General features: G+C 46.9%; 20 protein-coding genes. 8 read left to right on the forward strand and 12 right to left on the reverse strand.

Features of this window, described 5'->3' with window-relative positions; all coding sequences use genetic code 11:
• Positions 1-55: 55 nt before the first annotated feature.
• From DWX23_RS10490 to hypF, 4 genes are all read right to left on the reverse strand, one after another.
• Complete coding sequence (locus DWX23_RS10490) at positions 56-2116, reverse strand: acetate--CoA ligase family protein (RefSeq protein ID WP_122351588.1); 2061 nt, start codon at positions 2114-2116, stop codon at positions 56-58.
• Positions 2117-2195: 79 nt separating this feature from the next.
• Complete coding sequence (gene hypB / locus DWX23_RS10495; protein WP_122374461.1) at positions 2196-2957, reverse strand: hydrogenase nickel incorporation protein HypB; 762 nt, start codon at positions 2955-2957, stop codon at positions 2196-2198.
• A gap of 16 nt (positions 2958-2973) precedes the next feature.
• Positions 2974-3315 (reverse strand): hydrogenase maturation nickel metallochaperone HypA, encoded by a 342-nt coding sequence (locus tag DWX23_RS10500; protein ID WP_122374462.1) that lies wholly within the window; start codon positions 3313-3315, stop codon positions 2974-2976.
• On the reverse strand, positions 3308-5584 hold the full coding sequence (hypF, locus tag DWX23_RS10505; protein ID WP_122374610.1) for a carbamoyltransferase HypF: 2277 nt from the start codon (positions 5582-5584) through the stop codon (positions 3308-3310). The genes DWX23_RS10500 and hypF overlap by 8 nt, the downstream gene beginning before the upstream one ends.
• Positions 5585-5763: 179 nt before the next feature.
• Here hypF and DWX23_RS10510 point away from each other — a divergent pair, with 179 nt between their 5' ends.
• The 7 genes from DWX23_RS10510 (at position 5764) to DWX23_RS10540 (ending at position 12343) form a co-directional block, all read left to right on the forward strand.
• Positions 5764-5991: a HypC/HybG/HupF family hydrogenase formation chaperone gene (locus tag DWX23_RS10510; protein WP_122374463.1), complete on the forward strand. Its 228-nt coding sequence runs from the start codon at positions 5764-5766 to the stop codon at positions 5989-5991.
• The gene (gene hypD / locus DWX23_RS10515) at positions 5988-7067 is read left to right on the forward strand and encodes a hydrogenase formation protein HypD (RefSeq protein WP_122374464.1); all 1080 of its coding nucleotides are present in this window, start codon (positions 5988-5990) and stop codon (positions 7065-7067) included. The genes DWX23_RS10510 and hypD overlap by 4 nt, the downstream gene beginning before the upstream one ends.
• Positions 7068-7150: 83 nt before the next feature.
• On the forward strand, positions 7151-8197 hold the full coding sequence (gene hypE, locus DWX23_RS10520) for a hydrogenase expression/formation protein HypE (RefSeq protein ID WP_122374465.1): 1047 nt from the start codon (positions 7151-7153) through the stop codon (positions 8195-8197).
• Between the two features lie 26 nt (positions 8198-8223).
• Positions 8224-9321 (forward strand): hydrogenase small subunit, encoded by a 1098-nt coding sequence (locus tag DWX23_RS10525; RefSeq protein WP_122351594.1) that lies wholly within the window; start codon positions 8224-8226, stop codon positions 9319-9321.
• Positions 9322-9333: 12 nt separating this feature from the next.
• The gene (locus DWX23_RS10530) at positions 9334-11055 is read left to right on the forward strand and encodes a nickel-dependent hydrogenase large subunit (RefSeq protein ID WP_122374466.1); all 1722 of its coding nucleotides are present in this window, start codon (positions 9334-9336) and stop codon (positions 11053-11055) included.
• 11 nt (positions 11056-11066) lie between these two features.
• Positions 11067-11807: a Ni/Fe-hydrogenase, b-type cytochrome subunit gene (cybH, locus tag DWX23_RS10535; RefSeq protein WP_122351596.1), complete on the forward strand. Its 741-nt coding sequence runs from the start codon at positions 11067-11069 to the stop codon at positions 11805-11807.
• 89 nt (positions 11808-11896) lie between these two features.
• Positions 11897-12343, forward strand: a complete 447-nt coding sequence (locus DWX23_RS10540) for a HyaD/HybD family hydrogenase maturation endopeptidase (protein ID WP_122374611.1) — start codon at positions 11897-11899, stop codon at positions 12341-12343.
• 35 nt (positions 12344-12378) lie between these two features.
• On the opposite strand, the gene DWX23_RS10545 is transcribed toward DWX23_RS10540, so the two are convergent.
• From DWX23_RS10545 to DWX23_RS10575, 7 genes are all read right to left on the reverse strand, one after another.
• Positions 12379-13278 carry a substrate-binding domain-containing protein gene (locus DWX23_RS10545; RefSeq protein WP_229801043.1) on the reverse strand — a complete coding sequence of 300 codons (900 nt, stop codon included), beginning with the start codon at positions 13276-13278 and terminating at the stop codon, positions 12379-12381.
• Positions 13279-13519: 241 nt separating this feature from the next.
• Complete coding sequence (locus tag DWX23_RS10550; RefSeq protein WP_122374468.1) at positions 13520-15457, reverse strand: hypothetical protein; 1938 nt, start codon at positions 15455-15457, stop codon at positions 13520-13522.
• A 97-nt stretch (positions 15458-15554) separates the two neighbouring features.
• The gene (locus DWX23_RS10555; protein WP_122374469.1) at positions 15555-16292 is read right to left on the reverse strand and encodes an MIP/aquaporin family protein; all 738 of its coding nucleotides are present in this window, start codon (positions 16290-16292) and stop codon (positions 15555-15557) included.
• Between the two features lie 5 nt (positions 16293-16297).
• On the reverse strand, positions 16298-17809 hold the full coding sequence (glpK, locus tag DWX23_RS10560; RefSeq protein ID WP_122374470.1) for a glycerol kinase GlpK: 1512 nt from the start codon (positions 17807-17809) through the stop codon (positions 16298-16300).
• Positions 17810-17939: 130 nt separating this feature from the next.
• Entirely contained in the window at positions 17940-20288 is a 2349-nt protein-coding gene (locus DWX23_RS10565; RefSeq protein ID WP_122374471.1) for a transglycosylase domain-containing protein, read from the reverse strand.
• A gap of 130 nt (positions 20289-20418) precedes the next feature.
• On the reverse strand, positions 20419-21360 hold the full coding sequence (locus DWX23_RS10570; RefSeq protein ID WP_122374472.1) for a YeiH family protein: 942 nt from the start codon (positions 21358-21360) through the stop codon (positions 20419-20421).
• A gap of 127 nt (positions 21361-21487) precedes the next feature.
• Positions 21488-22774 carry an O-acetylhomoserine aminocarboxypropyltransferase/cysteine synthase family protein gene (locus DWX23_RS10575; protein WP_122374473.1) on the reverse strand — a complete coding sequence of 429 codons (1287 nt, stop codon included), beginning with the start codon at positions 22772-22774 and terminating at the stop codon, positions 21488-21490.
• A gap of 178 nt (positions 22775-22952) precedes the next feature.
• Here DWX23_RS10575 and DWX23_RS10580 point away from each other — a divergent pair, with 178 nt between their 5' ends.
• On the forward strand, positions 22953-23414 hold the full coding sequence (locus DWX23_RS10580; protein ID WP_122351605.1) for an Lrp/AsnC family transcriptional regulator: 462 nt from the start codon (positions 22953-22955) through the stop codon (positions 23412-23414).
• Between the two features lie 2 nt (positions 23415-23416).
• Here DWX23_RS10580 and DWX23_RS10585 read toward each other — a convergent pair whose 3' ends face one another.
• A complete protein-coding gene (locus DWX23_RS10585; RefSeq protein WP_122351606.1) occupies positions 23417-24301 on the reverse strand; it encodes a LysR family transcriptional regulator in 885 nt (294 codons plus the stop codon).
• Positions 24302-24359: the final 58 nt, after the last annotated feature.

The following is a 24359-nucleotide window of genomic DNA, read 5'->3' on the forward strand; positions in this document are numbered from 1 at the left end:
TTGAAACAAATCGACAGGCTTATGTTTTCAATTCCCCTTTTTTATTTGTCTGTTGTTATTTCTCTATCCTGATGCGGGCATCTACCGCAAACAATCCCCGGTCGGTTGCTACCAGCGGATTAATATCCATTTCTTTTATCTCGGATGCAAAACGGAGCAAAGTGGAAAGGCGGACGATGATATCAGCATATTGTTGTTCATCGATACCTTTTTGACCACGCGTTCCCTTAATGATCGGATAACCGCGCAAAGAGCGGATCATGGAATAGGTTTCATCATATGATAACGGAGACAAGCCATAAGAGACATCTTTCAATACTTCGACAAAAATTCCTCCCAGTCCACACAGGATGACATGGCCGAAACCTTCCTCATATTTAGCTCCCAGGAATAACTCCTGCCCTTTCAGCATGGGCTGCACCATAACGGCCGTCACATCCGGCAAACGCATCATACGTTCAAATTCGAACAACAGATGTTCTTCACTACGAATATTCAGGGCTACACCTCCAATATCACTTTTATGTACCGGACCTACGACTTTGGCTACTACAGGGAATTTTACCCGTTTGGCAAAAGCGATCAATTCGTCTTTGTCGGTCGATGTAAATTCATCCACAAGCGGAATATTGGCAGCACCCAGTAAAGTACGAACCTGCTCGGGAGCCAAATATCCGTTTGAAGGAAGCTGGTCGATGATGCGGCGTACCTCAGGCACATTGACCCCATACAGTTGTATATCGGTACTCATCGGCTTCGGCGTATTGATCACACGTGAAAGGGCTGTTCCCAACGTCACTTCATCTGAGAAATTCACATGGCCTTTTTTAACAAAACTGCGAACCTCCGGTCCGGCTGTCACAATAGAAGGGAGCACCGGGAAGATCGGTTTTTTACATTCTTCCATCTTCTTATGAAGCACTTCATAAGCGTCATACAATTTCACCAGTCCCGGACTTCCGAAGATGACCATCATCAGATCGATTTCCTCAAAATGATTTTCGCAATAATCGATCGCGGTAGCCAGATGTTCCGGTGTTCCCGTTCCGATAATATCGATCGGGTTGCCCACTGCAGCCCCCGGATATAATTTAGATTTCAGTTCGGTAGCGACAGGCCCTTCCAGGTTCGGAACATTCAGACGGCCTTTGGAAAGCGCATCGGCCAACATAACTGCCGGACCTCCGGCATGTGTGATGATAGCACAGTTCTTTCCTTTTACATCCTTCAGGGTAAAGATACTGGCAACAGTCGTCAGTTCTTCACGGCTGAAACAACGTACGATGCCCGCCTTGCGGAACAAAGCCTCAACTGCCGAATCAGAGCTGGCAATCGCACCGGTATGCGAAGAGGCCGCACGTTTTCCGGACTCTGTACTTCCTGCCTTGATCGCTGCAATATGGCATCCTTTACGAATCAATGAAGAAGCATGATAAAGCAGTTTATCGGGATTCTTGATCTGCTCGATATACAGCATTTTTATTTTTGAGTCGAGTACAGGATCAAAATGACGGTCCATATATTCGATCACCTCCTCCACTCCGATCTGTTTGGAGTTGCCGACAGACCAGACAGACGAGAAGCGCAAGCCTTTAGTCAGCGCCGATTCGATAATGAAAAGCGCCGTACCGCCTGAACTGGAGATAAAATCCACTCCATCCGGATGAAATTCGGGTATAGGTTGCGTAAATACGCCATGGAAATTCATATTCATCAGTCCGATACAGTTCGGACCGATCATGGATGCTCCCGCTTCATTCACACTTTCGAGCATCTGATTTTCCAGAATGGCCCCTTCGTGAGTCTCCTCTCCAAATCCGGCAGAGACTACAATAAAGGCTTTTACATTCTTCTGTTTTGCCAATACATCGACAGCTTCAGGACATGAAGGACCGGGAATTGATATAATAGCCATTTCCGTATCCGGTATATCGTGTACGGAATGATACGATTTCAGACCTTGCACGTCGTCTTCCTTGGCATTCACGACATACAACTCTCCTTTATATTTACCATCGAGGAGGTTTCGTACCAAACGCCCACCCGGCTTGTGTACATTATTCGAGCCGCCTACAACGACTATGCTCTTCGGGTCGATTAATTCTCGGTTAATCATAACATTTTGATTATTTAATTCAATGAACCGGAACAAATATAGCTTTTTTCATCTATTTATTCATCGGATTCCGGGTTATTTATTTACATTTTGCACATTCCAGACACAACCAGTCACACCAGGCATCCATACCGTCGCCTTTCATAGCCGATACTTCAAAAACAGTTAAATGGTGATTCACCTTTAAAGCATTATTTTTCAATGTCTCTATATCTGTATTGAGATAGGGTGCAAGGTCTGTCTTGTTAATCACACAGACATCTGCTTCTGCAAAGATATGCGGGTATTTCAAAGGTTTGTCATCTCCTTCGGTCGTACTTACAATAACCACTTTCTTCGCTTCACCGAGATCGAACATGGCAGGGCAAACCAGATTGCCGACATTCTCGATAAACAAGATCGAGCCGTTTGCCGGAGAAAGATGTTTCACCGCATGATTTACCATATCAGCCTCCAGATGGCAACCCGTTCCGGTATTTACCTGGAAGACAGGGATATTCAGAGCGGCAATACGATCTGCATCATTGGAGGTCTGCTGGTCACCTTCGATAACATACAACGGAAGTTTACCATTCAAACGGCGGACGGTCTCTTCCAGCAATGTCGTCTTTCCGGAACCGGGCGAACTCATCAGGTTCAGGCAGAATATTTCTTTTGCTTCAAAATAACCGCGGTTACGTTCTGCCAGCAGATTGTTTCGCTGGAGAATATCCTGTTCGAGTGTTATTACCTTATCCTCATCGTGGTGGTGATGATGATGTTCATGGCCATGATCATGATGATGGTCGTGATGGTCATGTTCGTGATGATGGTGTTCTCCACACCCGCAAGTTCCACACATAAGCGTTTTGTATTTATTATTTAATAACAATCGATTTCACACGAAGTTCTTTTCCTTTAATGATTTTAACACAATAAGAACCGCATGCCGGACAAGGCGTGAATAAAGCCTCCATTGGAAAGAGCTTTCCGCAATCCGTACAGGTTCCCTCACCGTCAATAATATGACGGATGATCGAAGCATGTTCGAGCATGGAACCTTTCACCGCACTTTCAAGGGCGAAATCAAGCGTATGTAATTCCACACCGGCCAGACGCCCGATTTCCAGTTCCAGTTCTTCGACTGCTTCCGAATGACGGCTGCGCGCCTGCTCTTCCGCCAGTTCGACTATACTTTGAGCAATAGACATTTCATGCATAATCAGTACTATTTTTCCGGGAAGCAGCAATGGCCAGCTGACCGACTGCGACTCCCCCATCATTACAAGGTATACGGCCCGGGACATACAAAGGAATATCTTCATTCGCAAATAAACGTTGCAACTGTTCCGTCAACCGTTTGTTTTGAAAACAACCGCCGGAGATAACCACCCGTGTCGCCCCGGTCTGCTGCAGATAACGTTTAGCTTCTGCCAGCAGAAGAAATGCTATTGCATTATGGAATTTTGCCGCTATATCAGCGACAGAGACTCCGGAAGCCAGATCGTTCAGCAATCCTTCAAACATAGGGTGGAAAGAGACAACCCCTTCTTTTATTATAACCGCATACTGCGCCGACTGTTCACTTCCTGCTGCTTGTTCCAACCGCACGGGAGCCTCAGCCTGATGCGTCGACACGTCACAAAGCCCAAGCAAAGAGGCGACAGCGTCAAATAACCGGCCGGCGCCCGATGTATAAGGCGTATTAATGCCCTTTTCCATCATCGTTACCAGCAACCGGATCTTATCTGCACCTATCCGTTCAGTAAACCCTTCCGGAAAACGGGCGGCATCTCCCCAGTAATGCCATAAATAAGCAACAGCCATCCGCCAGGGTTCTACAGCTGCTTTATCGCCACCGGGCAAAGGGACATATTCGAAATGTGACAGGCGGTGATACACCTTCCGGTCACAGAGGAAAAACTCACCTCCCCACACTTTCCCGTCATCCCCCAGACCAGTCCCATCCAAGACGATAGCAACGACTTTTTCATGTAAGCCATATTCCAGCATACAAGCCGCAGCATGGGCATGATGGTGCTGTACTTTCAGCAACGGCAAGCCGGAACATGCAGTTACACGCTCCGCCTCCCGGGATGATAAATAATCAGGATGCATGTCACATACAAGCACAGAGGGGGTAAAGCGAAAAAGATGCCGGAAACGTTCCAGCGATTCTGTATAAAAACTGAATGTTTCCCAGTTCTTCAAATCACCGATATATTGGCTTTGCAAAACCGTATCCCCTTTCCCCAAAGCAAATGTGTTTACCTTTTCCGCACCAAAAGCCCATATTCCTTCTACCGGAACATCTGCAAAGAAAGGCTCCGGCACATAACCCCGCGAACGACGGATCAGACAAGGCTGGTCACCGCAAACCTGAAGAACCGAGTCGTCCACCCTGTTATGAATATCCCTGTTGTGATGAAGTAACAGGACGACTTTACCGGATAGTTGTTCCTCTGCCTCAGCAGGCGTTATGGCAATCGGCCGATCACTCAGGTTTCCACTGGTCATTACCAAAGCCGGAGTGCCGAGGGCAGCAAACCAATCGTAATGCAGGGGCATATAAGGCAGCATGCAGCCTAACGTTTGCATATCGGGGTTTATATCGGCGGCAAGCCTTCTCTTTTGTTTCAGCAATACGATCGGACGCCGCCAGGAAAGCAGGCAATCTTCTTCGACCGGATTTACTTCTACATATTGTTTCAACTGTTCCATATCACGGAACATAACGGCAAAAGGTTTACCGTCACGCTGTTTTATCATCCGTAAACGGGTTACGGCCCGGTCGTTCAGGGCATCACATATCAAATGGTAACCACCGATACCTTTTGCTGCGATCACTTCTCCTTCACTAAGCAGGCGGACGGACAGATCGAGCAACTCATTATAGTCTTCCGTCTTTACATTATTATATATAGCATAATAAAAAGGCCCGCAATGATTACAGGCCACGGGTTGTGCATGGAAACGGCGGTCGCTGACTGTCGTATATTCCTTCCGGCAATCCGGACACATGGCAAAGGCAGACATGGTTGTCTGCTGCCGGTCGTAAGGAAGATCACGAATGATAGAAAAACGCGGACCGCAATGCGTACAATTAATAAAAGGGTACCGCAGACGATGCGGTTGTATCTTTCTGTCGCGAAGACATTCGGGACAAACGGCAATATCAGGTGCCACCTGTGTTACTTCTTCCGAATCGGAACGGCTGGGAATAATGGTTAAACCGGCCTGTCCGATATCTTCATGCTCCGTTTCCGAAATTTGTATGCTATGGATAAAAGCTACCGGAGGATGCTCTTCTCTGATCCGGGAAATAAACGTCTCCTGTTGCTCCGGTGTCAGAACAGCATGAATGCAAACACCGTTATTCCGGTTGTCTACTTCCCCTCTTATCCCCATCTCGTTTGCAATACGATAGATAAACGGACGAAAGCCAACCCCTTGCACCAATCCACGGATTATCAATTTCGATATCTTCACCCTTCCTTGTTTTACAATCCGAACAAATATAGAAGGTTTAACCAGAATAAACAAACCATACCCTCGACAAAGCAGATAATTTTTATTTATCACTTAATAGATAATATGTATCATTTAACACATCTTTTCCCGAACATATTGGCTACTTTTGGAGTTGTTAATAAAAAACAAATAAGCTTATGTGTCTTGCTGTTCCTGGTAAAATAATAAGTATAGACCGATCTGTGCCCGACCTGGCAATGGCTAAGGTCGATTTCAGCGGCGTCACGAAAGACATTTGTATCCAATGGGTGGATGCGGCGGAAGGCGATTATGTACTGGCGCATGCCGGGATGGCGATCTCTGTCGTCAATGCCCGGGAAGCAGAAGAGACGCTGGAAGACCTCAAAAAACTGGAGCGTATATGAAATACGTTGACGAATATCGCAACAACGAGCAGGTGCAGGCGCTTGTCCGGGCCATCCGTAAGGTGACGACCCAGACGTGGCATATCATGGAAATATGCGGCGGACAGACGCATGCCATCGCCCGTTACCGTTTGGAAGATATGTTGCCGGAACAGGTCCGCCTGCTTCATGGCCCCGGTTGTCCGGTCTGTGTTACGCCGGTTACTCTGATAGACCAGGCTCTGGAATTAGCCAAACGCCCCGATGTCATACTGGCTTCGTTCGGAGACATGATGCGTGTACCGGGAACCCGTGAAGACCTGTTGCAGGTAAAAGCACACGGAGCAGATGTTCGTATGCTTTACTCACCACTCGATGCGGTCAGGCTGGCGGAGACTAATCCGGGAAAGGAAGTCGTCTTCTTCGCCATAGGTTTTGAAACGACAGCACCGGTACATATGATGGCATTGAAGGAAGCGCAACGGAAGAAATTATCCAACTTCTCTTTACTGACTTCGCTATTCACCGTTCCGCCCGCAATAGATGCGATCCTTTCCGATCCGGAAAGTAAAGTAGACGGATTCCTGACAGCCGGTCATGTTTGTGCTATCACCGGAAATTCAGCCTATCATCAATTAGCAGAAAAATATAAGACACCGATGGTTGTCACCGGTTTTGAGCCGGTCGACCTACTGTTAGGTATTTACCGTTGCCTGCTGCAACTGGAAAACGGAAGCTCTTTTGTTGAAAATGCTTATCGCCGTGCCGTGCCGGAAGAGGGTAACCCGGCTGCTCGCGCATTGATGGAGGAAACACTTGAACCATGCGATCAGGAATGGCGCGGAATCGGCGTAATTCCCGGTAGCGGTTTACAATTGAAGAAAACGTATGCAATCTATTCCTCCCGGGAGAAATTTCCATTCCTTCCGAGAGAAACTGAAATTTCATCCGAATGTATTGCCGGAAACATCATGAGGGGCGTGAGCCAACCTTCCGACTGTCCTTTCTTCGGAAAAGCCTGTTTGCCGGAACGCCCGATGGGGGCACCGATGGTTTCTTCGGAAGGGGTTTGCGCGGCATACTATAAATATAGTTGACAGTTGACAAGTGACAGTTGACAGGTTTCAGACGCGAAGCCTAAACTGTCACTTGTCAACTGTCAACTATCAACTATAAAGATATGAAGAACGAAGATTTTAATTGTCCGGTTCCATTTAATGACTCCGACTGTGTATTAATGGCACATGGCGGAGGCGGACGGATGACACATCGGTTGATAAGCGATATTTTCTATCCGGCATTCCGCAATCCGTTACTGGAACAGGATCATGACGGTTGCGTGTTCCCCGTTCAGGAAGGACGCATGGCCTACTCGACCGACTCATTTGTTGTCGATCCGATATTCTTTCCCGGCGGCGATATCGGCGACCTGGCAGTGAACGGTACGGTAAACGATCTGGCATGTTGCGGTGCCCGGCCGCTTTACCTGACAGCCGGGTTTATACTGGAAGAAGGTTTGCCATTATCCGACCTGCAACGCATCGTCCGCTCCATGCGGAAAGCTGCCGATAAAGCCGGAGTACAGATCGTTGCCGGCGATACCAAAGTGGTGGAACGCGGCAAATGCGACAAACTGTTCATCAATACCAGCGGTATCGGAGTCGTGCCGGAAGGCATCCGTATCGCTCCCGACCGTGTACAACCCGGAGATGTCATCATCTGTAGCGGTCCGATCGGAGCGCACGGTATCACGATCCTTTCCGCCCGCGAAAGCCTCGGTTTTGAAACAAATCTGAAAAGTGATACAGTTTCGTTAAACAATATGCTTTCTCAGTTGTTAAAAAATATAGAGGAAGTACATGTGCTTCGTGACCCGACACGCGGCGGAGTAAGCGGAACACTGAACGAGATAGCGAAAGCAGCCCGTGTTGAAATTGTTTTGGATGAAGCATCCCTCCCCATCCCCGATGCCGTGAAAGGTGCTTCGGAAATACTGGGACTCGACCCGCTTTATATTGCCAACGAAGGATTGGTGCTGGTCATCCTGCCGGAAACCCGGTCACAAGAGGCTCTCGCTGTGATGAAAAGCTTTCCGGAAGGAAAGGATGCAACAATCATCGGTCGTATAACCGGAGAGGATAATGCAATCGTAAAAATGAAAACGCCGTATGGCAACTACCGAATCGTCGATATGCTGAGCGGTGAACAGCTACCACGTATTTGCTGAAAAGAAAACCAATAAATTGCGAAAATATGGAAAATAAAAGACCTACCGTCTACGAAGAATGCCGGCAAAAAGGCATCTCTCGAAGGGATTTCCTGAAATTCTGTACCACCATGGCGGCCCTTATGGGACTGGAATCCTCCGGTGTGGCCCAGGTTGTCAACGCACTGGAAACCAAACCGCGCCTGCCGGTTATCTGGCTTCACCTCCAGGAATGTACCTGCTGTACTGAATCGTTCATCCGTGCTGCGCATCCGATCGTGGCAACACTTCTACTCGACAAGATTTCACTCGACTATACGGAAACGTTGATGGCTGCAGCCGGTGAACAGGCTGAAGCAGCTAAGGAAGAGACGATGAAAAAGTATTACGGTGAATACTTGCTTATGATCGAAGGATCGATCCCGACAAAAGACGAAGGTTATTGCTGCGTAGGCGGCAAAAGTGCTTTGCAGATCACCGAAGAGGCTGCCAAAGGTGCAAAAGCGATCATCGCCTGGGGTAACTGTGCATGCGCCGGTTGCGTACAGGCAGCCAACCCGAACCCGACAGGGGCCAAAGCGATCCATAAAGTAATCAAGGGTAAACCTATTATTAATGTACAAGGCTGTCCTCCTATCGCAGATGTGATGGCCGGTGTCATCATCTATATGCTGACATTCGAACGTATGCCGCAACTCGACGGCCTAGGACGTCCCAAGATGTTTTATTCCCGCCGTGTACACGACTCCTGTTACCGCCGTGCCAACTTCGATGCCGGTCTTTTCGTGGAAAGCTTCGACGATGAAAATGCCAAACATGGATACTGCCTCTACAAAGTCGGCTGCAAAGGACCCAGCACTTACAATTCGTGCGGGATCATCAAATGGAATGAAGGAACCAGCTACCCGATCCAGAGCGGTCACCCCTGCCTGGGTTGCAGCGAGGAAAACTTTTGGGACAACAGTCCGTTCTATAAACGAATGCCCGACGTCCACGGTTTCGGAATTGAAGCGACAGCCGACCAGATCGGCCTCGCCCTGGGAACAGCCACAGCTGCCGGTATAGCCGTCCACGCCGTAGCAACCAATATCCGTAAAAAGAAACTCATCGATAATGAGGAACCGGAAAGTACATCTAACATCTAAATTTGCAATACCATGTCAGAAAGAATCGTTATAGATCCTATCACCCGTATCGAAGGCCATCTCCGGGTAGAAGCAGCCATAGAAGGCGGCAAAATCAAAGATGCATACAGTTCCGGAACAATGGTTCGGGGAATTGAAAATATAGTCCGTAACCGCGATCCCCGCGATGCCTGGGTATTCGTCGGACGCGTCTGTGGCGTATGTACCTCCATTCATTCGCTCTGTTCTGTCCGAGCGGTGGAACAGGCGTTGGATATCACCATCCCTCCTAACGCGGAAATGGTTCGCAATATTATGGAAGCAGTGCTTTACATGCACGATCATACGGTCCACTTCTACCAGTTGCATGCACTGGATTGGGTAGATATCGTATCGGCCCTGAAAGCTGATCCGAAAGCTGCCGCCCTCCTCGCCCAGCAATTATCGCCGTGGGCTAAAAACACGGAAGGCTATTTCAGAAACACCCAGGAACGCCTGAAGAAATTCGTAGCCAGCGGACAGCTCGGTATCTTTGCCAACGGCTATTGGGGCCATCCTGCCTATAAATTAACGCCGGAACAGAACCTTATCGCAACCGTCCATTACCTGGATGCACTGGAATGGCAAAAGGAAATCGTCAAAGTACATGCCGTATTCGGTGGTAAAAACCCGCACCCGAACTTCCTGGTGGGCGGTATGCCGTGCAGCATCGACCTCAACGAAGCGAATGCGATCAACGCCGAACGTCTGGCACTGGTTAAACAGAAGCTCCAGGAAGGGAAAGACTTTATCGACCAGGTATATATCCCTGACCTGCTGATGATCGCCGAAGTCTATAAAGACGAATGGAGCAAAATCGGAGGCGGCGTTAGCAACTATCTGTCTTATGGAGATTTCCCATTGCACGGATATGCCGGTATAGAGGATTATCTGAGCCCGCGGGGTATCGTACTCGACCGTGACCTGAGCAAGGTCCATCCGGTAGACGCCAACTCTTCGGAAGAGATAAAAGAATATATCTACCATTCCTGGTATAAATATACAGAAGGCGACAAAGCCGGTTTGCATCCGTACGACGGAGAAACAAATCTGGAATACACCGGTCCGAAACCTCCCTATAAATATCTGGATGTAGAAGATAAATATAGCTGGATCAAAACGCCGCGCTGGAAAGGCCAGCCGATGGAAGTAGGTCCTCTTGCCCGTCTGATCGTAGCATACGCAGCAGGTAAAGAACCGCAGAAAACAGCTGTCGACAATGTTTTGAAACAGCTTAATCTTCCGGCTGAAGCCCTCTTCTCCACACTGGGACGCACAGCCGCCCGTGGTATCGAGACACAGCTTGTTGCCGGTTGGTCGCTCGAGTTCTTCGACCAGTTAATGAAGAACCTGGAGAACGGAGATTCTCGTATGGCTAATCCGGTGATGTGGGAAAACGAAAACTGGCCGAAGAAGGCGCAAGGCGTAGGACTGACAGAAGCTCCGCGCGGTGCTCTCGCCCATTTCATCGTGATAGAGAACAACCGGGTGAAAAACTACCAGATGGTAGTTCCTACCACCTGGAACGCCTCGCCCAGGGATGAAAACGGCAACCTTTCGCCCTATGAATCGGCCCTGATCGGCACACCGATACACGATGCCAACCAGCCGCTCGAAATCCTCCGGACAATCCATTCCTTCGACCCGTGCCTGGCTTGCGCCGTGCATCTGTATGACGAGGAAGGGAAGTATGTGCACCAAATGGATACGTTTTAAATAGTATTGCTATGAAAAGTCGTAAAAAACGTCTTACTGAAGTATACGTATGGGAACTTCCCGTACGTATCTACCATTGGGTGAATGCCTTGTGTATCGTCATACTGTGCATCACCGGATTCATTATTGCCGATCCGCCAGCCATACTGAACGCTTCGGAAGCCTATTTCAGCTATTGGTTCGGCGTAGTCCGTTTCATCCATTTTGTAGCGGCATTCGTGTTCTTCTTCAACTTCGTGTTCCGCCTGTACTGGGGATTCGTGGGAAACCGCTTTGCCCGGTGGACAAACTTCATTCCATTAAAGAAATCACAGTGGCAGGAAGTACTGGAAGTAATAAAGGTCGACATCCTGATGATAAAGAACAAACCAGTAGAAAGCATCGGCCATAATGCGCTGGCAAGCCTGATCTACTTCGGTACGTTCTGGGCATTCCTGTTGCAAAGTATTACAGGTTTCGGATTGTATGCCAAGATGAGCCAGTCGGTCTTCCCCCAACTGTTTGCCTGGACCATCCCGTTGATGGGCGGCGATTTGATGGCACGCCAAATCCACCATTTCCTGATGTGGTTCTTTATCCTCTTTGCCATTGTCCATGTATATCTGGTATTCTACCACGATTACATCGAACAACGCGGTGAAACATCCTCGATCATCGGTGGCTGGAAGTTTATTGAAGAAGATATCGCCGATAAGGAAGAAATAACGGAGACTGCCGAAGCAATCACCAAGATAGCTAAAAAAAATGACTGATATTGCAGACTGACATACAGGCATATGCTTGTTCCTCATACCCCCGTATCTCAAACTGCAATATATCCTACAAGGAAAAGAACTATAGAATGGAAAAGAAAACTCTTATATTAGGTGTCGGCAATTTATTGCTGAAAGACGAAGGAGTCGGTATCCACGTGATCCGTGCTCTGGAGAAAGAGACGCTTCCCGCCCATGTCACCCTGATGGATGGCGGGACGGGAGGCTTGCATTTGATCAGCTGGCTGACGGGATATGACCATATCATCATGGTAGATGCCACCCTCGACACTCATCCGCCGGGAACGGTCCGCCTCATCCGTCCGAAATACGCCAGCGATTATCCACCCTTGATGAGTGCACATGAAATCGGTCTCCGCGACATGATCGAAACAATGATCCTGACCGGCGACCTGCCGGAGGTCCATCTTATCGTCGTATCGGCCGCCAATCTGAATGAAGTAAATATGGAACTGACTCCGAAAGTAGAAGCCTCTATTCCGGAGGTTATAAAAGTGATACGGGAACTGATTTAAAAATACTCCTGTGCACGAATCGACAACCATACAGGTCAGTAAGGCGAATTACTATCCTGATATTCCCGGACATTCTCTTTATTCACGACTGTTGCAGGCATCACGATTTGCTTTTCTTCCGGAGACTTACCTTTCAGTATATCATCCGCCAGATCTATACATTTGGTAATCATGGACGGAGAATAAAGCGTTGTCGCTACATCCGTGACCGTTGTTGAAAGGATCAGTGAAAAGAAAGTCTGCGATCCGCCGCAACCAACAACTACTTTGATATCGTTACGGCCAGATTCACCGATGGCTTCAATCACACCTGCCGCCACTTCATCGTCCTGAGCATAAAAGGCATCTACAGACGGATCACTGGCTAAAATACCGGCAGCCGCAGCCTTACCATCGGCACTTGTGTATAATGACAGGGATTGTGTTGTCACCTGAGTAGAAGGTGATTTGGCCCCCATCTCCTCCGTAAAAGCACCGACACGGGCATCACTCGATGCCGGATCTTGTGTTACTTCGAAAGCAACCACATGCACAGCTCCTTTCGATGCTATATAATCGGCAGCATTCTTTCCGGCTGCCCCGTTATCACCCTGCACCAGGGCAGCGTATCCGTCTGTGATTCCATCCTCAAACATTATAACCGGAATCCCTGCCGAAAGAGCGACATCGAGTACCTCTTTACCGATGCCTTCGGGAACCACCACCAATGCCCGGCAACCGGATTCCACAGCCATCTTGATCTGATGAGCTTGCTGTGCGGCATCTTTCGCCACGTAGGTAGAATAAGTCAGCCCCTTCGCTTCGAGCTGGTTTGTCGCATAGTAACTCAAAGCAGTACGCCAGCTATTTGTCTGGCTTTTCAAACAGACAGCCACCTCAGGATGCTGTGCAGGACACGGCTCGTCATCATCGCTGCAAGCTGTAAATAAGATCATCACTGAAAAGATAACACTGGTAATAGTTAACAATCGCCTTAATAAAGATAATCTGCTCAAATTTGAAAATGTAATAGTTTTCATGTTCGCTAATTTTAATTCATATTTAGTGGTAACTATGATTCAGGTTCATATACAGAAAACGAAGCTATATAAAGTCAATGCCATTTCCTAAAAACGGCAATAGACAATTCAATAGACAATTGCAACTGTAAAGAATAAGGCTCTGATTTATAATTTTTCAGAGACTGTCTATATAATCTTCCAGCGATACCTCCTTTTCAAGTCCCAGCTTCTTCCGGAAACGGAAACGGGATGTATTCACACTTGCCCGGTTATTTCCTAAAGCGAACGCTATTTCATCGGAGGATAGATGCAGGCGGACAAGCATCGCCAACAATTCCTCACTACGAGTCACTGTGGGACAAACCTTCCTCAACCCCGACAGGAAGGATGGATATAGAAGACAGAACTGACGCCGGAACTCCTGTTCTTCTTCGTTAGTCAGTAGACGGGGAGACAGACTGTTGATCACCTCCTGCATGGTATGTTGGGCATCAGCCTTTTCTATCTGCAAACGGAGTTCCTCGTTTTTACGGTTCATATTTTGCCACTCGGCTAACATCTGACGAAGATTCGACTCATGGCGCAACCGCAAAGCACGATGGCGCAGGATCAACCAAAGCAAGAAAGCCGTACCCAGCAGAAAGGATACTATACCGATCAGTACATAATATTGCGTGGTACGTTTCTGTAGTTGCAGTTCAGAACGTAACAACCGGTTATCCTGTTCCTTTTCCCTCGTTTCATATCTGACCCGGAACTGCGACATCAGTCCGGCATTCCGTCGTTCTGTGAATACCAGTCCAGCCTGGTGAGCCATCAAAAGATAACGGGAAGATTCGTCCGGGCGCTTTGTTTCTGCGTACAATCTTCCCAATGCATAATAAACCAGGCGTTGCTGATTGACCAATTGATTCTTTTGAATATAATCTGTACAAGCCAGATAAGCATCAATCGCCAATTCCCGCTCTCCACCTTCGGCCAAAACATCACCCAACAAACGATAAGTCAGGACCGACAGGTTGTTCAGTGGTTTATCTTTCAGCTGTCCGATCAATTCTCGTGCCCTGATAACCGCCTGAAGATCTTTCCCCTTCGTTTCACCTACAGCCAGGATACAGGCATAATTATCATAAAACTCATGATAAAACGAATTTTGTGAACGGTCCGGTATACGAACCTGCATACTATCCAGTAAAACACGGGCTTTATCATATTCCTCACTTTGAAGGGTATAATAAACCGACAAGTTATCCACCCGCAGGAAAGCATCGGGAACACCGCTCCGTTCGGCAGCCTCACGGGCCTTATCGAGATGAACCGTCACTTCTTCCTCCAATCCCCATTCGTCATAAAGATGAACTATGTTAGTCTCGGCAGCACATAGTCCGTAAGGATTCTTTTCCCCCTCACCGGATACCAATAAAGCATCATAAACAGCAAGAGCTTTTTCAAATTCGCCAATCTGCTGATACTGATAGATTAGATTACCCAGTACAAATACAATCTTTGACTGATCATCCAAAGTCCTTATGATCTCCAGACTCCGTTCTCCACAACTAATCGCCTTACGTATTTCACCAGCCTGATTGTAAATGACGGAGGCAATTCCGTTGTCCACATAAAGTTGTTCATTTTTTCTGCCTTCCTCCTCGCGGGATAAGGCACGGTCCACCAAAGCAACGGCTTCTTCCAGACGCGTAGCTTCATAGAGGGAATAAGCTGTACAGATTTCCACACTACGAGGATGATTCCGTACAAACCAAAATTTCTTTTCTTTATATATACGGTTGAAATAATCTGCTCCATCCTTCCGTTGCCCGGCAAAGATATAGCAATAGACCAATTGCAGAAATCCATCGTCCATCAAAGCGACGACCGGCTTCATGTCATTATCCGTCGGTTCCAGAGAAATGAGCTGTTGATAAGCTGATATGGCTGCGGAGTAATTTTCGCCTTGCTGTTGTTCACGGGCTTCATCGAACAGTAATTGCGCCCGATTATGAAATTCAGATAATGAATCCGGAGACAAAACGGCTTGGTCACCTGGGCTATTACGATTTCCACATCCGGATAGTATCAGACAAAGGGCTAAAATCAAAGTGGCTATTCTCATTTCAATATACTTAAGTTGAATCTGGTTATCATTCCTCTTTCGGAATAATATCACGAATATACCACTTTTATGTATAAAATAAAAGAGCTTCGATACTCTATTTCAGCACATAATAAAGCATCGCAGCCAGGGCAGATCCTACAAGCGGTGCAATTCCGGGGATCCAGGCATATTCCCAGTGGCTGCTTCCTTTTGCTTTGATCGGGAGAATCATGTGCATAAAACGGGGAGCCAGGTCACGTGCCGGATTAATGGCGTATCCCGTCGGGCCACCTAACGAAAGGCCGATCACCCAAACGGTAAAAGCAACCGGAATAGCTCCCACCGACCCCAGTCCTATAGGTAAAGTACTGTTACTGTCGTAGGTCAGCTCTCCATCCGTTATATAGAAAACGACAAACATCAGGACGAATGCTCCCACCATCTCCGTCAGGAAATTGATCAGCGGATTACTAATAGCCGGATTCGTACAGAAGACCCCCAGTTTTATTCCCTGATCATCCGTCGCATCAAAATGATCTTTATAAACGAGCCAGACAATCAAAGCTCCGGCCGCTGCCCCCAAAAACTGCGCAAGGATATAAACAGGCACTTCGCTCCACGGAAAAGTACCCCCGATCGCCAAACCGATCGAAACGGCAGGGTTCAGATGGGCACCGCTATAAGGTCCTGCCACAACGACCCCGATAAAGACACCTAACGCCCAGGCTGTAGTGATAGCCAGCCACCCGGCACCATACCCTTTGGTCTTCGCCAGGCAAACATTGGCCACCACGCCTCCTCCCATCAGGAGAAGCAACATCGTCCCTATAAATTCTGCAAAAAAAGGTGTCATCTCTTTTATATTTCGCTGTCCATCGCCCAATTCATCGTCCGGCCGACAGCCTTATGCCAGTCTGTCAGCAAAGCCAGAGCTGTTTCAGGCTTCATCTTGGCGGTAAATATGGTATCGAGCGACCATTGTTCTTTCAGTTCATCCATATCTTTCCAATAGTTCACAGCCAACCCCGCCAGATAAGCGGCTCCTAAAGCCGTTGTTTCAATGATGCTGGGACGCACCACGGGACACCGGCTGATATCTGCCTGGAACTGCATCAGGAAATTATTCGCAATCGCACCGCCATCCACACGGATCTCCTTTGGTTTGGCATGAATATCATTCTCCATCGCGATCAGGACGTCGTATACCTGATAACAAATACCTTCCAAAGCTGCACGTGTCAGGTGCGCTGCCGTCGTGCCCCGGGTTATGCCTATGATCGCACCACGTGCATACTGGTCCCAGTAAGGGGCTCCCAAACCAGTCAATGCCGGAACAAAATAGACACCGCCGTTGTCGGGAACCGATTTTGCCATCTGTTCCGTCACCGGGGCATTCGGGATCAACCCGATACCGTCACGAAGCCACTGGATAGCTGCACCACCGACAAACACGCTTCCTTCAAGTGCATACGTTACCTTATCGCCTAACTTCCAGGCAATCGTCGTCAACAGGTTATTCTGTGAAAGTACCGGCTTGTCCCCGATATTTACGATCATAAAACAACCGGTCCCGTAGGTCGTCTTCATCATTCCTTCTTCCAGGCATAACTGGCCGAACAAAGCCGCCTGCTGGTCGCCCGCCATTCCGGAAACCGGAATACCTGTCTTGAATATAGGTGAAGATGTCTCACAATACACCTCACTGCTGCTCTTAACCTCCGGCAGCATGGAAGACGGGATCGTGAACAGATCGAGCAACTCCTGATCCCACTGCAAGGTATTTATATTAAATAACATGGTCCGGGAAGCATTCGTAACATCGGTTATGAACTGCGATCCCCGCGTCAGTTTCCAGACCAGCCAGGAATCGACCGTTCCGAAACAAAGTTCTCCCCGCTCCGCCCGTTCACGAATACCTTTTACATGATCCAGTATCCACTTGACTTTGGTTGCCGAAAAGTAAGCATCTATCACCAATCCTGTCTTTTGCTGGATAAAATCGGAATAACCTTCCGCCTTCAGCTCCTCACAATAATCAGCCGTACGACGATCCTGCCACACGATCGCATTGTAGACAGGAAAACCCGTCTCACGATCCCAGACGATCGTTGTCTCTCGTTGGTTGGCAATGCCTATACAGGCAATATGGGTATCCGTTACGTCGGCTTTTGCCATCGCCTCCTTGATCGCAAGCGATTGTGTATACCAGATTTCGTTCGGATCATGCTCTACCCAGCCCGGCTTAGGAAAGTACTGCTGGAATGTTTTCTGGGAGAGTGTGATGACCTGTCCCTGACGATTAAACAGGATGGCCCGGGAAGTTGTCGTTCCCTGATCGATTGCCAATACATATTTGTGTCTGAAATTCATGTTATATCACTTTATAATCAGTAAACCACTTTCCTTAGGAATAAGTTCAGTTTATCCTAAAAAAGGAACTCCCGCAAATCTAATAAATAATTTAGATTTGCGGGAGTTGTATTTCAGGTAATCCAATCTGCTATTCAAACATTTTATCGATACCGCCGACATCCGTCGGAATACTCTTGCGTTCTTCCTCTGTCGCTGTTTTACAAGGATCGGCATATTGCTCTGGAACATCAAAATCTTCCTCTTCCGAATAGCCGAGCGTCTTGTCGGCATATACTTTCTGCATGAACAAACCATAGATAGGCAACGCCATACTTGCTCCCTGTCCTTCCGACAAACGATCGAAGTGGATAGAACGTTCTTCGCCACCGACCCAACATCCCGAGACCAAGCTGGGTGTAAAAGCCATGAACCAACCGTCGGAGTTGTTTTGCGTCGTACCGGTCTTACCACCCATAGGTGCCTTGATCCCATAACGGAAACGGATACGGCCGCCTGTTCCCCCATCGATCACATCCTTCAACATATGAAGCATTTTATAAGAAGCATCTTCCGTCAACACCTCGCTCATCTGAGAATTAAAGCTGGCAATCGTATTTCCATAGGAGTCCTCGATACGGGTCACATAGATCGGCTCCGAACGAATACCTTTATTGGCAAAGACGGAATATCCGCTTACCATCTCACTGACCGAGACGTCCGGTGTACCGAGACAAATCGAAATCACGGGGTCCATCTGATTCTTTAAACCAAAAGAGTGAAGCAAGCGCACGAAGGTATAAGGAGACATCTGGCTCATCAGCCATGCCGTCACCCAGTTATCCGAATTCTGTAAGCCCCATTGAATAGAGACCTGTTCACCAACCCGTTTAGCACTGGCATTACGTGGAGTCCAGGGAATACCATTCTCGTCAAAATAGGTGTTTTGCACATGCAACATTTCATCACACGGGCTGAATCCTTCAATCATAGCCAGCGAATAAAGGAATGGCTTAATGGTCGAACCTATCTGACGACGTCCGCCATTCACCATATCATACTGAAAGTCATTATAATCGATACCACCTACATAGGCTTTTACATAACCGGTACGCGGGTCCATCGACATAAAACCAGTACGCAGGAAACTTTTATGGTAACGGATAGAATCCATCGGCGACATAATCGTATCGATCGGTCCGCTCCATGAAAACACACGCATATCAACAGGTGTATTGAACACTTTACGTATCTCATCCTCCTTCTCTCCAGCCTTTTTCATGGCCCGGTAACGATCGGTCTGATGCATAGCACGCATCATAATGGTATCTACTTCACCCGGACGAAGGTCTATGGAGAAAGGAGCCTGTTTCTTCTTTTTGTTAGCCTGGAAGAAAGCAGGTTGCAAATCTTTACTGAAATGTTCGCGAACGGCTTCTTCCGCATACTGCTGCATACGGGAATCGATCGTTGTATATATTTTCAAACCATCCGTATAAAGATTATAATACTTACCGTCCACAGCTTTCTTATTCTTGTTACACCAGCCATACAGCGGATTGGTTTCCCAAGCCAGAGAATCTTCATAAAATTGCTGTTTCTGCCATCCTCTATACTCACTACGATCCGGTTTATTGCGAGTCATCAGAATACGCAGATATTCACGGAAGTAAGGAGCCGGACCATCCTTGTGATCCATACGGCTGAAACGAAGAGTCAACGGCAATGCCTTTAACGAATCACATTCGGCACGTGATATATAACCGGCCTTTTCCATTTGTTCCAGCACTGTATTACGGCGTCCGCGTGTACGTTCATTCTGACGCTTCGGATTGAAATAAGAAGGGTTTTTACACATTCCGACCAGTGTCGCGGCTTCTTCTATTTTCAGATTCTTAGGAGTCGTTCCAAAATAGACACGTGCAGCCGATTGAATACCAACCGCATTATACAGGAAGTCAAATTTATTCAGATACATGCTGACGATCTCTTCCTTCGTATAATTACGTTCCAACTGAACGGCTATTACCCATTCGATCGGCTTCTGGAACAGACGTTCCATAAAATTGTCAGCACTTGGTGAAAAAAGCTGCTTAGCTAACTGCTGGGTGATGGTACTACCGCCTCCACCACTCTTCTGCATCAGGAGACCACGTTTTACAACAGCACGGAACAATCCCTGCGCATCGATACCGCTATGCTCTGCAAAACGGATATCTTCAGTAGCGATCAGGGCTTTCACCAGGTCGGGCGAAAGGTCTTTGTAATTTGCCATAATACGGTTATCCTGACTATGCGCATAACTACCCAACGTTTTTCCATCTGCAGAAATGATCTGGGAAGCGAACTTGTCGATAGGATTTTCCAGCTGTTCCACACGGGGCATATACCCGATCGAACCATTTGCAATAGCTGTAAACAACAGGAACACAGTCCCTACTACTGCAACGAACAGCACCCAAAACGAAATTATAATGCCTTTTGTTACTTTTGAAGCCATAATATTTAATCAGTTGACAACTGACAGTTGACAGTTGATAAATAACAGCCGGCAGGTCGTAACCATTTCTTACTGTCAATCATCAACTGTCAACTGTCAACTTTTGAGGGGCAAAGGTAATAAAAAACAATTAAACCAACATTATTACCCCTAAACTGATCAATCCGATAAATACCCAAAGAATAACTCCCTGAACCATCGGACGAACTCCGACCTGCTTAATTACTTTTCTCGATAGCCCCGCCCCGATCAGAAACAGAGTAACTGTCAACCCTTTCTTTGCCAACCAGACCAACGAACTCGTTATCGTTTCAGGAATTGTCAGGAAGGTATTTGCCACCATAGCCAAAATAAAGAAAAAGATAAACCAGGGGATACTGATCTTCGCACCTTTCTGTTTAAAAATAAACATAGTAGCAATTGTCACAGGAATGATCCATAACGCCCGCGTCAACTTAACCATCGTTGCTATTTCAAGCGCTTGTTCACCATAAGCGGCACCGGCTCCTACCACCGAGCTTGTATCATGTATGGCAATAGCCGCCCACATACCAAACTGTTCCTGGCTTAATCCCAGTAAATGACCGATAGGCGGAAAGATAAACAACGCAATCGCATTTAGAATAAAAATAGTCCCTAACGACATCGACATCTCGTTATCATTGGCTTTCACTACCGGTGCAACGGCTGCAATAGCACTTCCTCCGCAAATAGCAGTCCCGGCAGAGATCAGATAGGCCGTTTTACGATCCATCATCAACCTTTTACCCAGATACATACCTAACGCCAAAACTGCAACAACCGACACGACAGTGAAAAGCATCCCTTCTTTTCCCGTTCTCAGCGATTCATGCAGATTCATTCCGAATCCCAGACCAACGACAGAGAACTGCAATAAATATTTAGAAGTCTTCTTACTGAATTTCGGGAAAGGTTGTCCGGCTGTCATTCCCAGCGCAAGCCCCAGGAACAGGGCAACTGCAGGTGAAACAAAAGGCATCAGACAAAAAATAAAAAGAAGAATGAAAAGAGATTTGTTATACTTCGTAAGTACTTGTTCAATTGTATTCATTACTATAATATCTTAGTTATCCTTTATTTTTGATGGCGCAAAGGTAGACTTAAAAAAGATATCGCACCAATCACATTATGGAATAGCTGATAACTTGAAGTTATAACATTCCCCTCTTTCCAATTGTTCAGATTTTAGCAAGCGCTTCCTCCAGATCTGCAAGCAAATCATCTATATGCTCCGTTCCGATCGATAAACGAACTGTTCCCGGATAGATTTCCTGATCGGCAAGTTCTTCGGCACTAAGTTGCGAGTGTGTCGTACTTGCCGGATGAATAACAAGGGATTTAACATCGGCAACGTTTGCCAACAAAGAGAAAATCTCCAGGCTGTCGATGAAACGGTGCGCTTCCTCTTGTCCTCCCTTTATTTCAAAGGTAAAAATAGAACTGCCACCTTTCGGGAAATACCGCTTGTATAAAGCATGGTCGGGATGATCCGGCAATGACGGATGATTCACTTTTTTCACTCTCGGATGGTCTTTCAGAAAATTCACAACCTTCAGGGCATTTTCCACATGACGTTCCACACGTAATGAAAGCGTTTCCAGTCCTTGTAATAAAATGAATGCATTGAAAGGACTGATGCAAGCCCCTGTATCACGCAGTAAGATGGCGCGAATACGGGTCACATACGCCGCCGGACCTGCTGCATCGACGAAACGTACACCATGATAACTCGGATCCGGTTCCGTCAGTTGCGGGAATTTACCGGAGGCTACCCAGTCGAATTTACCGGAATCAACAATCACACCACCTAACGATGTTCCGTGACCACCTATAAACTTTGTTGCAGAGTGTACCACAATATCAGCACCGTACTCAATCGGGCGTATCAGATAAGGAGTACCGAAAGTATTATCGACGATCAAAGGGATTTGATGACGATGAGCGATATCAGCAACAACTTCTATATCTATAATATTGGAATTCGGATTTCCGAGAGTCTCGATGAAAATAGCCTTCGTATTCGGTTGAATAGCTTTCTCGAAATTCGACAGATCGGCAGGATCGACAAAAGTTGCAGTTATTCCATAAGTAGGCAACGTATGTGCCAACAAATTATAACTTCCCCCATAAATAGTTTTAGCAGCGACAATATGGTCACCGGCACGGGCAATGTTTTCAAATGCATATGTAATAGCAGCCGCACCGGAAGCTACAGCCAACCCGGCCACCCCCCCTTCAAGAGCGGCTACACGTTGCTCGAAAACACCTTGTGTCGAATTGGTCAGACGTCCGTATATATTACCCGGATCCTGCAAACCGAAACGTGCAGCGGCATGTGCCGAGTTATGGAATACATAAGAAGTTGTCTGATAAATGGGCACTGCACGTGAATCTGTTGCCGGATCGGCCTGTTCCTGCCCTACATGAAGCTGTAATGTCTCGAAATGTAATTCTCTTTTTGCCATGATCTTATTCTTTTCAGTTTGATTTATTATCGAATTATTTTCCAGCAAAGTTATCATACACGGAAATATCAAACAAGAAATATCATAAATACAGAAAATAACCCTATTTTTGCAGTATCATACAGAATAAACGAACCAGACAACAGTTAAAAAAGATCAGATAAAAGAATTTTATTCTATGGAGACTTTAGATAAAAAGGATTTACAAATCCTCCGTACGCTACAAGAAAATGCACGACTAACGACCAAAGAGCTTGCCGCCCGGGTAAACCTTTCGTCGACACCCGTCTTCGAACGCCTCAGACGCCTGGAGAACGGAGGGTATATAAAGAAGTATATTGCCGTATTGGATGCAGAAAAACTGAATCTGGGTTTTGTCGTCTTTTGCCGGGTCAAACTCAGTAAGCTCAACAAAGAGATAGCGACCGATTTCACACGAGTCATACAAGATATTCCTGAGGTAACCGAATGTTACAACATATCGGGCAGTTACGATTACCTGCTAAAGATACATGCTCCCAATATGAAATACTATCAGGAGTTTATCCTGAACGTTCTGGGGACAATCGACAGTCTCGGATCGCTGGAAAGTACTTTTGTGATGGATGAAGTGAAACATGATTACGGCATCCATATCTGATATCATTTATATGCCTGCATATACCGGATAAAACTTTCTTCCAACCCTCCGCTTTGCCCCTGCAATTGTACAAAGGAGAACATACGTTCGGCAGAAAAATTCGTGATATCGATCACTTTCAAGGTACCTGACATCAACTCGCGGGTAACGGCACGCACCGATACGATAGCCAAAGCATCCGAGTTTTCAAGAAATAACTTGATACTTTCGGTACTCCCTAACTGCATCAGCACATTTAACTGCGATAATTTGATCTGATGTTCGGCAAGCGTTGATTCCAAAACCGCCAATGTTCCGGAACCATTTTCCCGGAGTACCAGCGGAAGTGTGCAAAGTTGTTCCAGCGACAGTTCTTCAAAATGAGCCAGTTTACTACCGGTATGCGTAATCACAACCAATTCGTCTTTCATAAAAGGCGTATAATGAAGAGAACTTTGGCGGGCATTTCCTTCCACCAGCCCCAAAGTGATTTTACCCTCACACAAAGCCTTTTCAATATCATGGCTGTTACCGTTCAGTAAAGAAGCACGAATATCGGGGAACTTCCTGATAAAAGTAGATAATATAGGTGGTAAAACATATTGGGCGATCGTAGTACTGGCCCCCAGGCGCAGGTCGCCACATATATTATCGGTCAGCAGATTCATCTCGAAGTCCAGTTGCCGGTAAGCGGCAAGCAGCGTATTGGTATGCGACAACAACAGTTCTCCGGCCCGCGTCAACATGATACGGCTGCCTGTACGGTCGAACAGAGGCATCTTATATTGCATTTCCAACTCATGAATATGCTTACTTATAGCAGGTTGACTTATATACAACTCTTTTGACGCTTTCGTAAAGCTCAGGTTAGTCGCTACGCTGTAAAATACCTTCAGACGAAAATCCATATTCCTATATTCTTTTAAATAAACTTATCAGGTACAAAGATATGGGTTTATTTACATA

The organism is Parabacteroides sp. AF18-52 (assembly GCF_003479145.1).
GTDB classification, from domain to species: domain Bacteria; phylum Bacteroidota; class Bacteroidia; order Bacteroidales; family Tannerellaceae; genus Parabacteroides; species Parabacteroides faecis.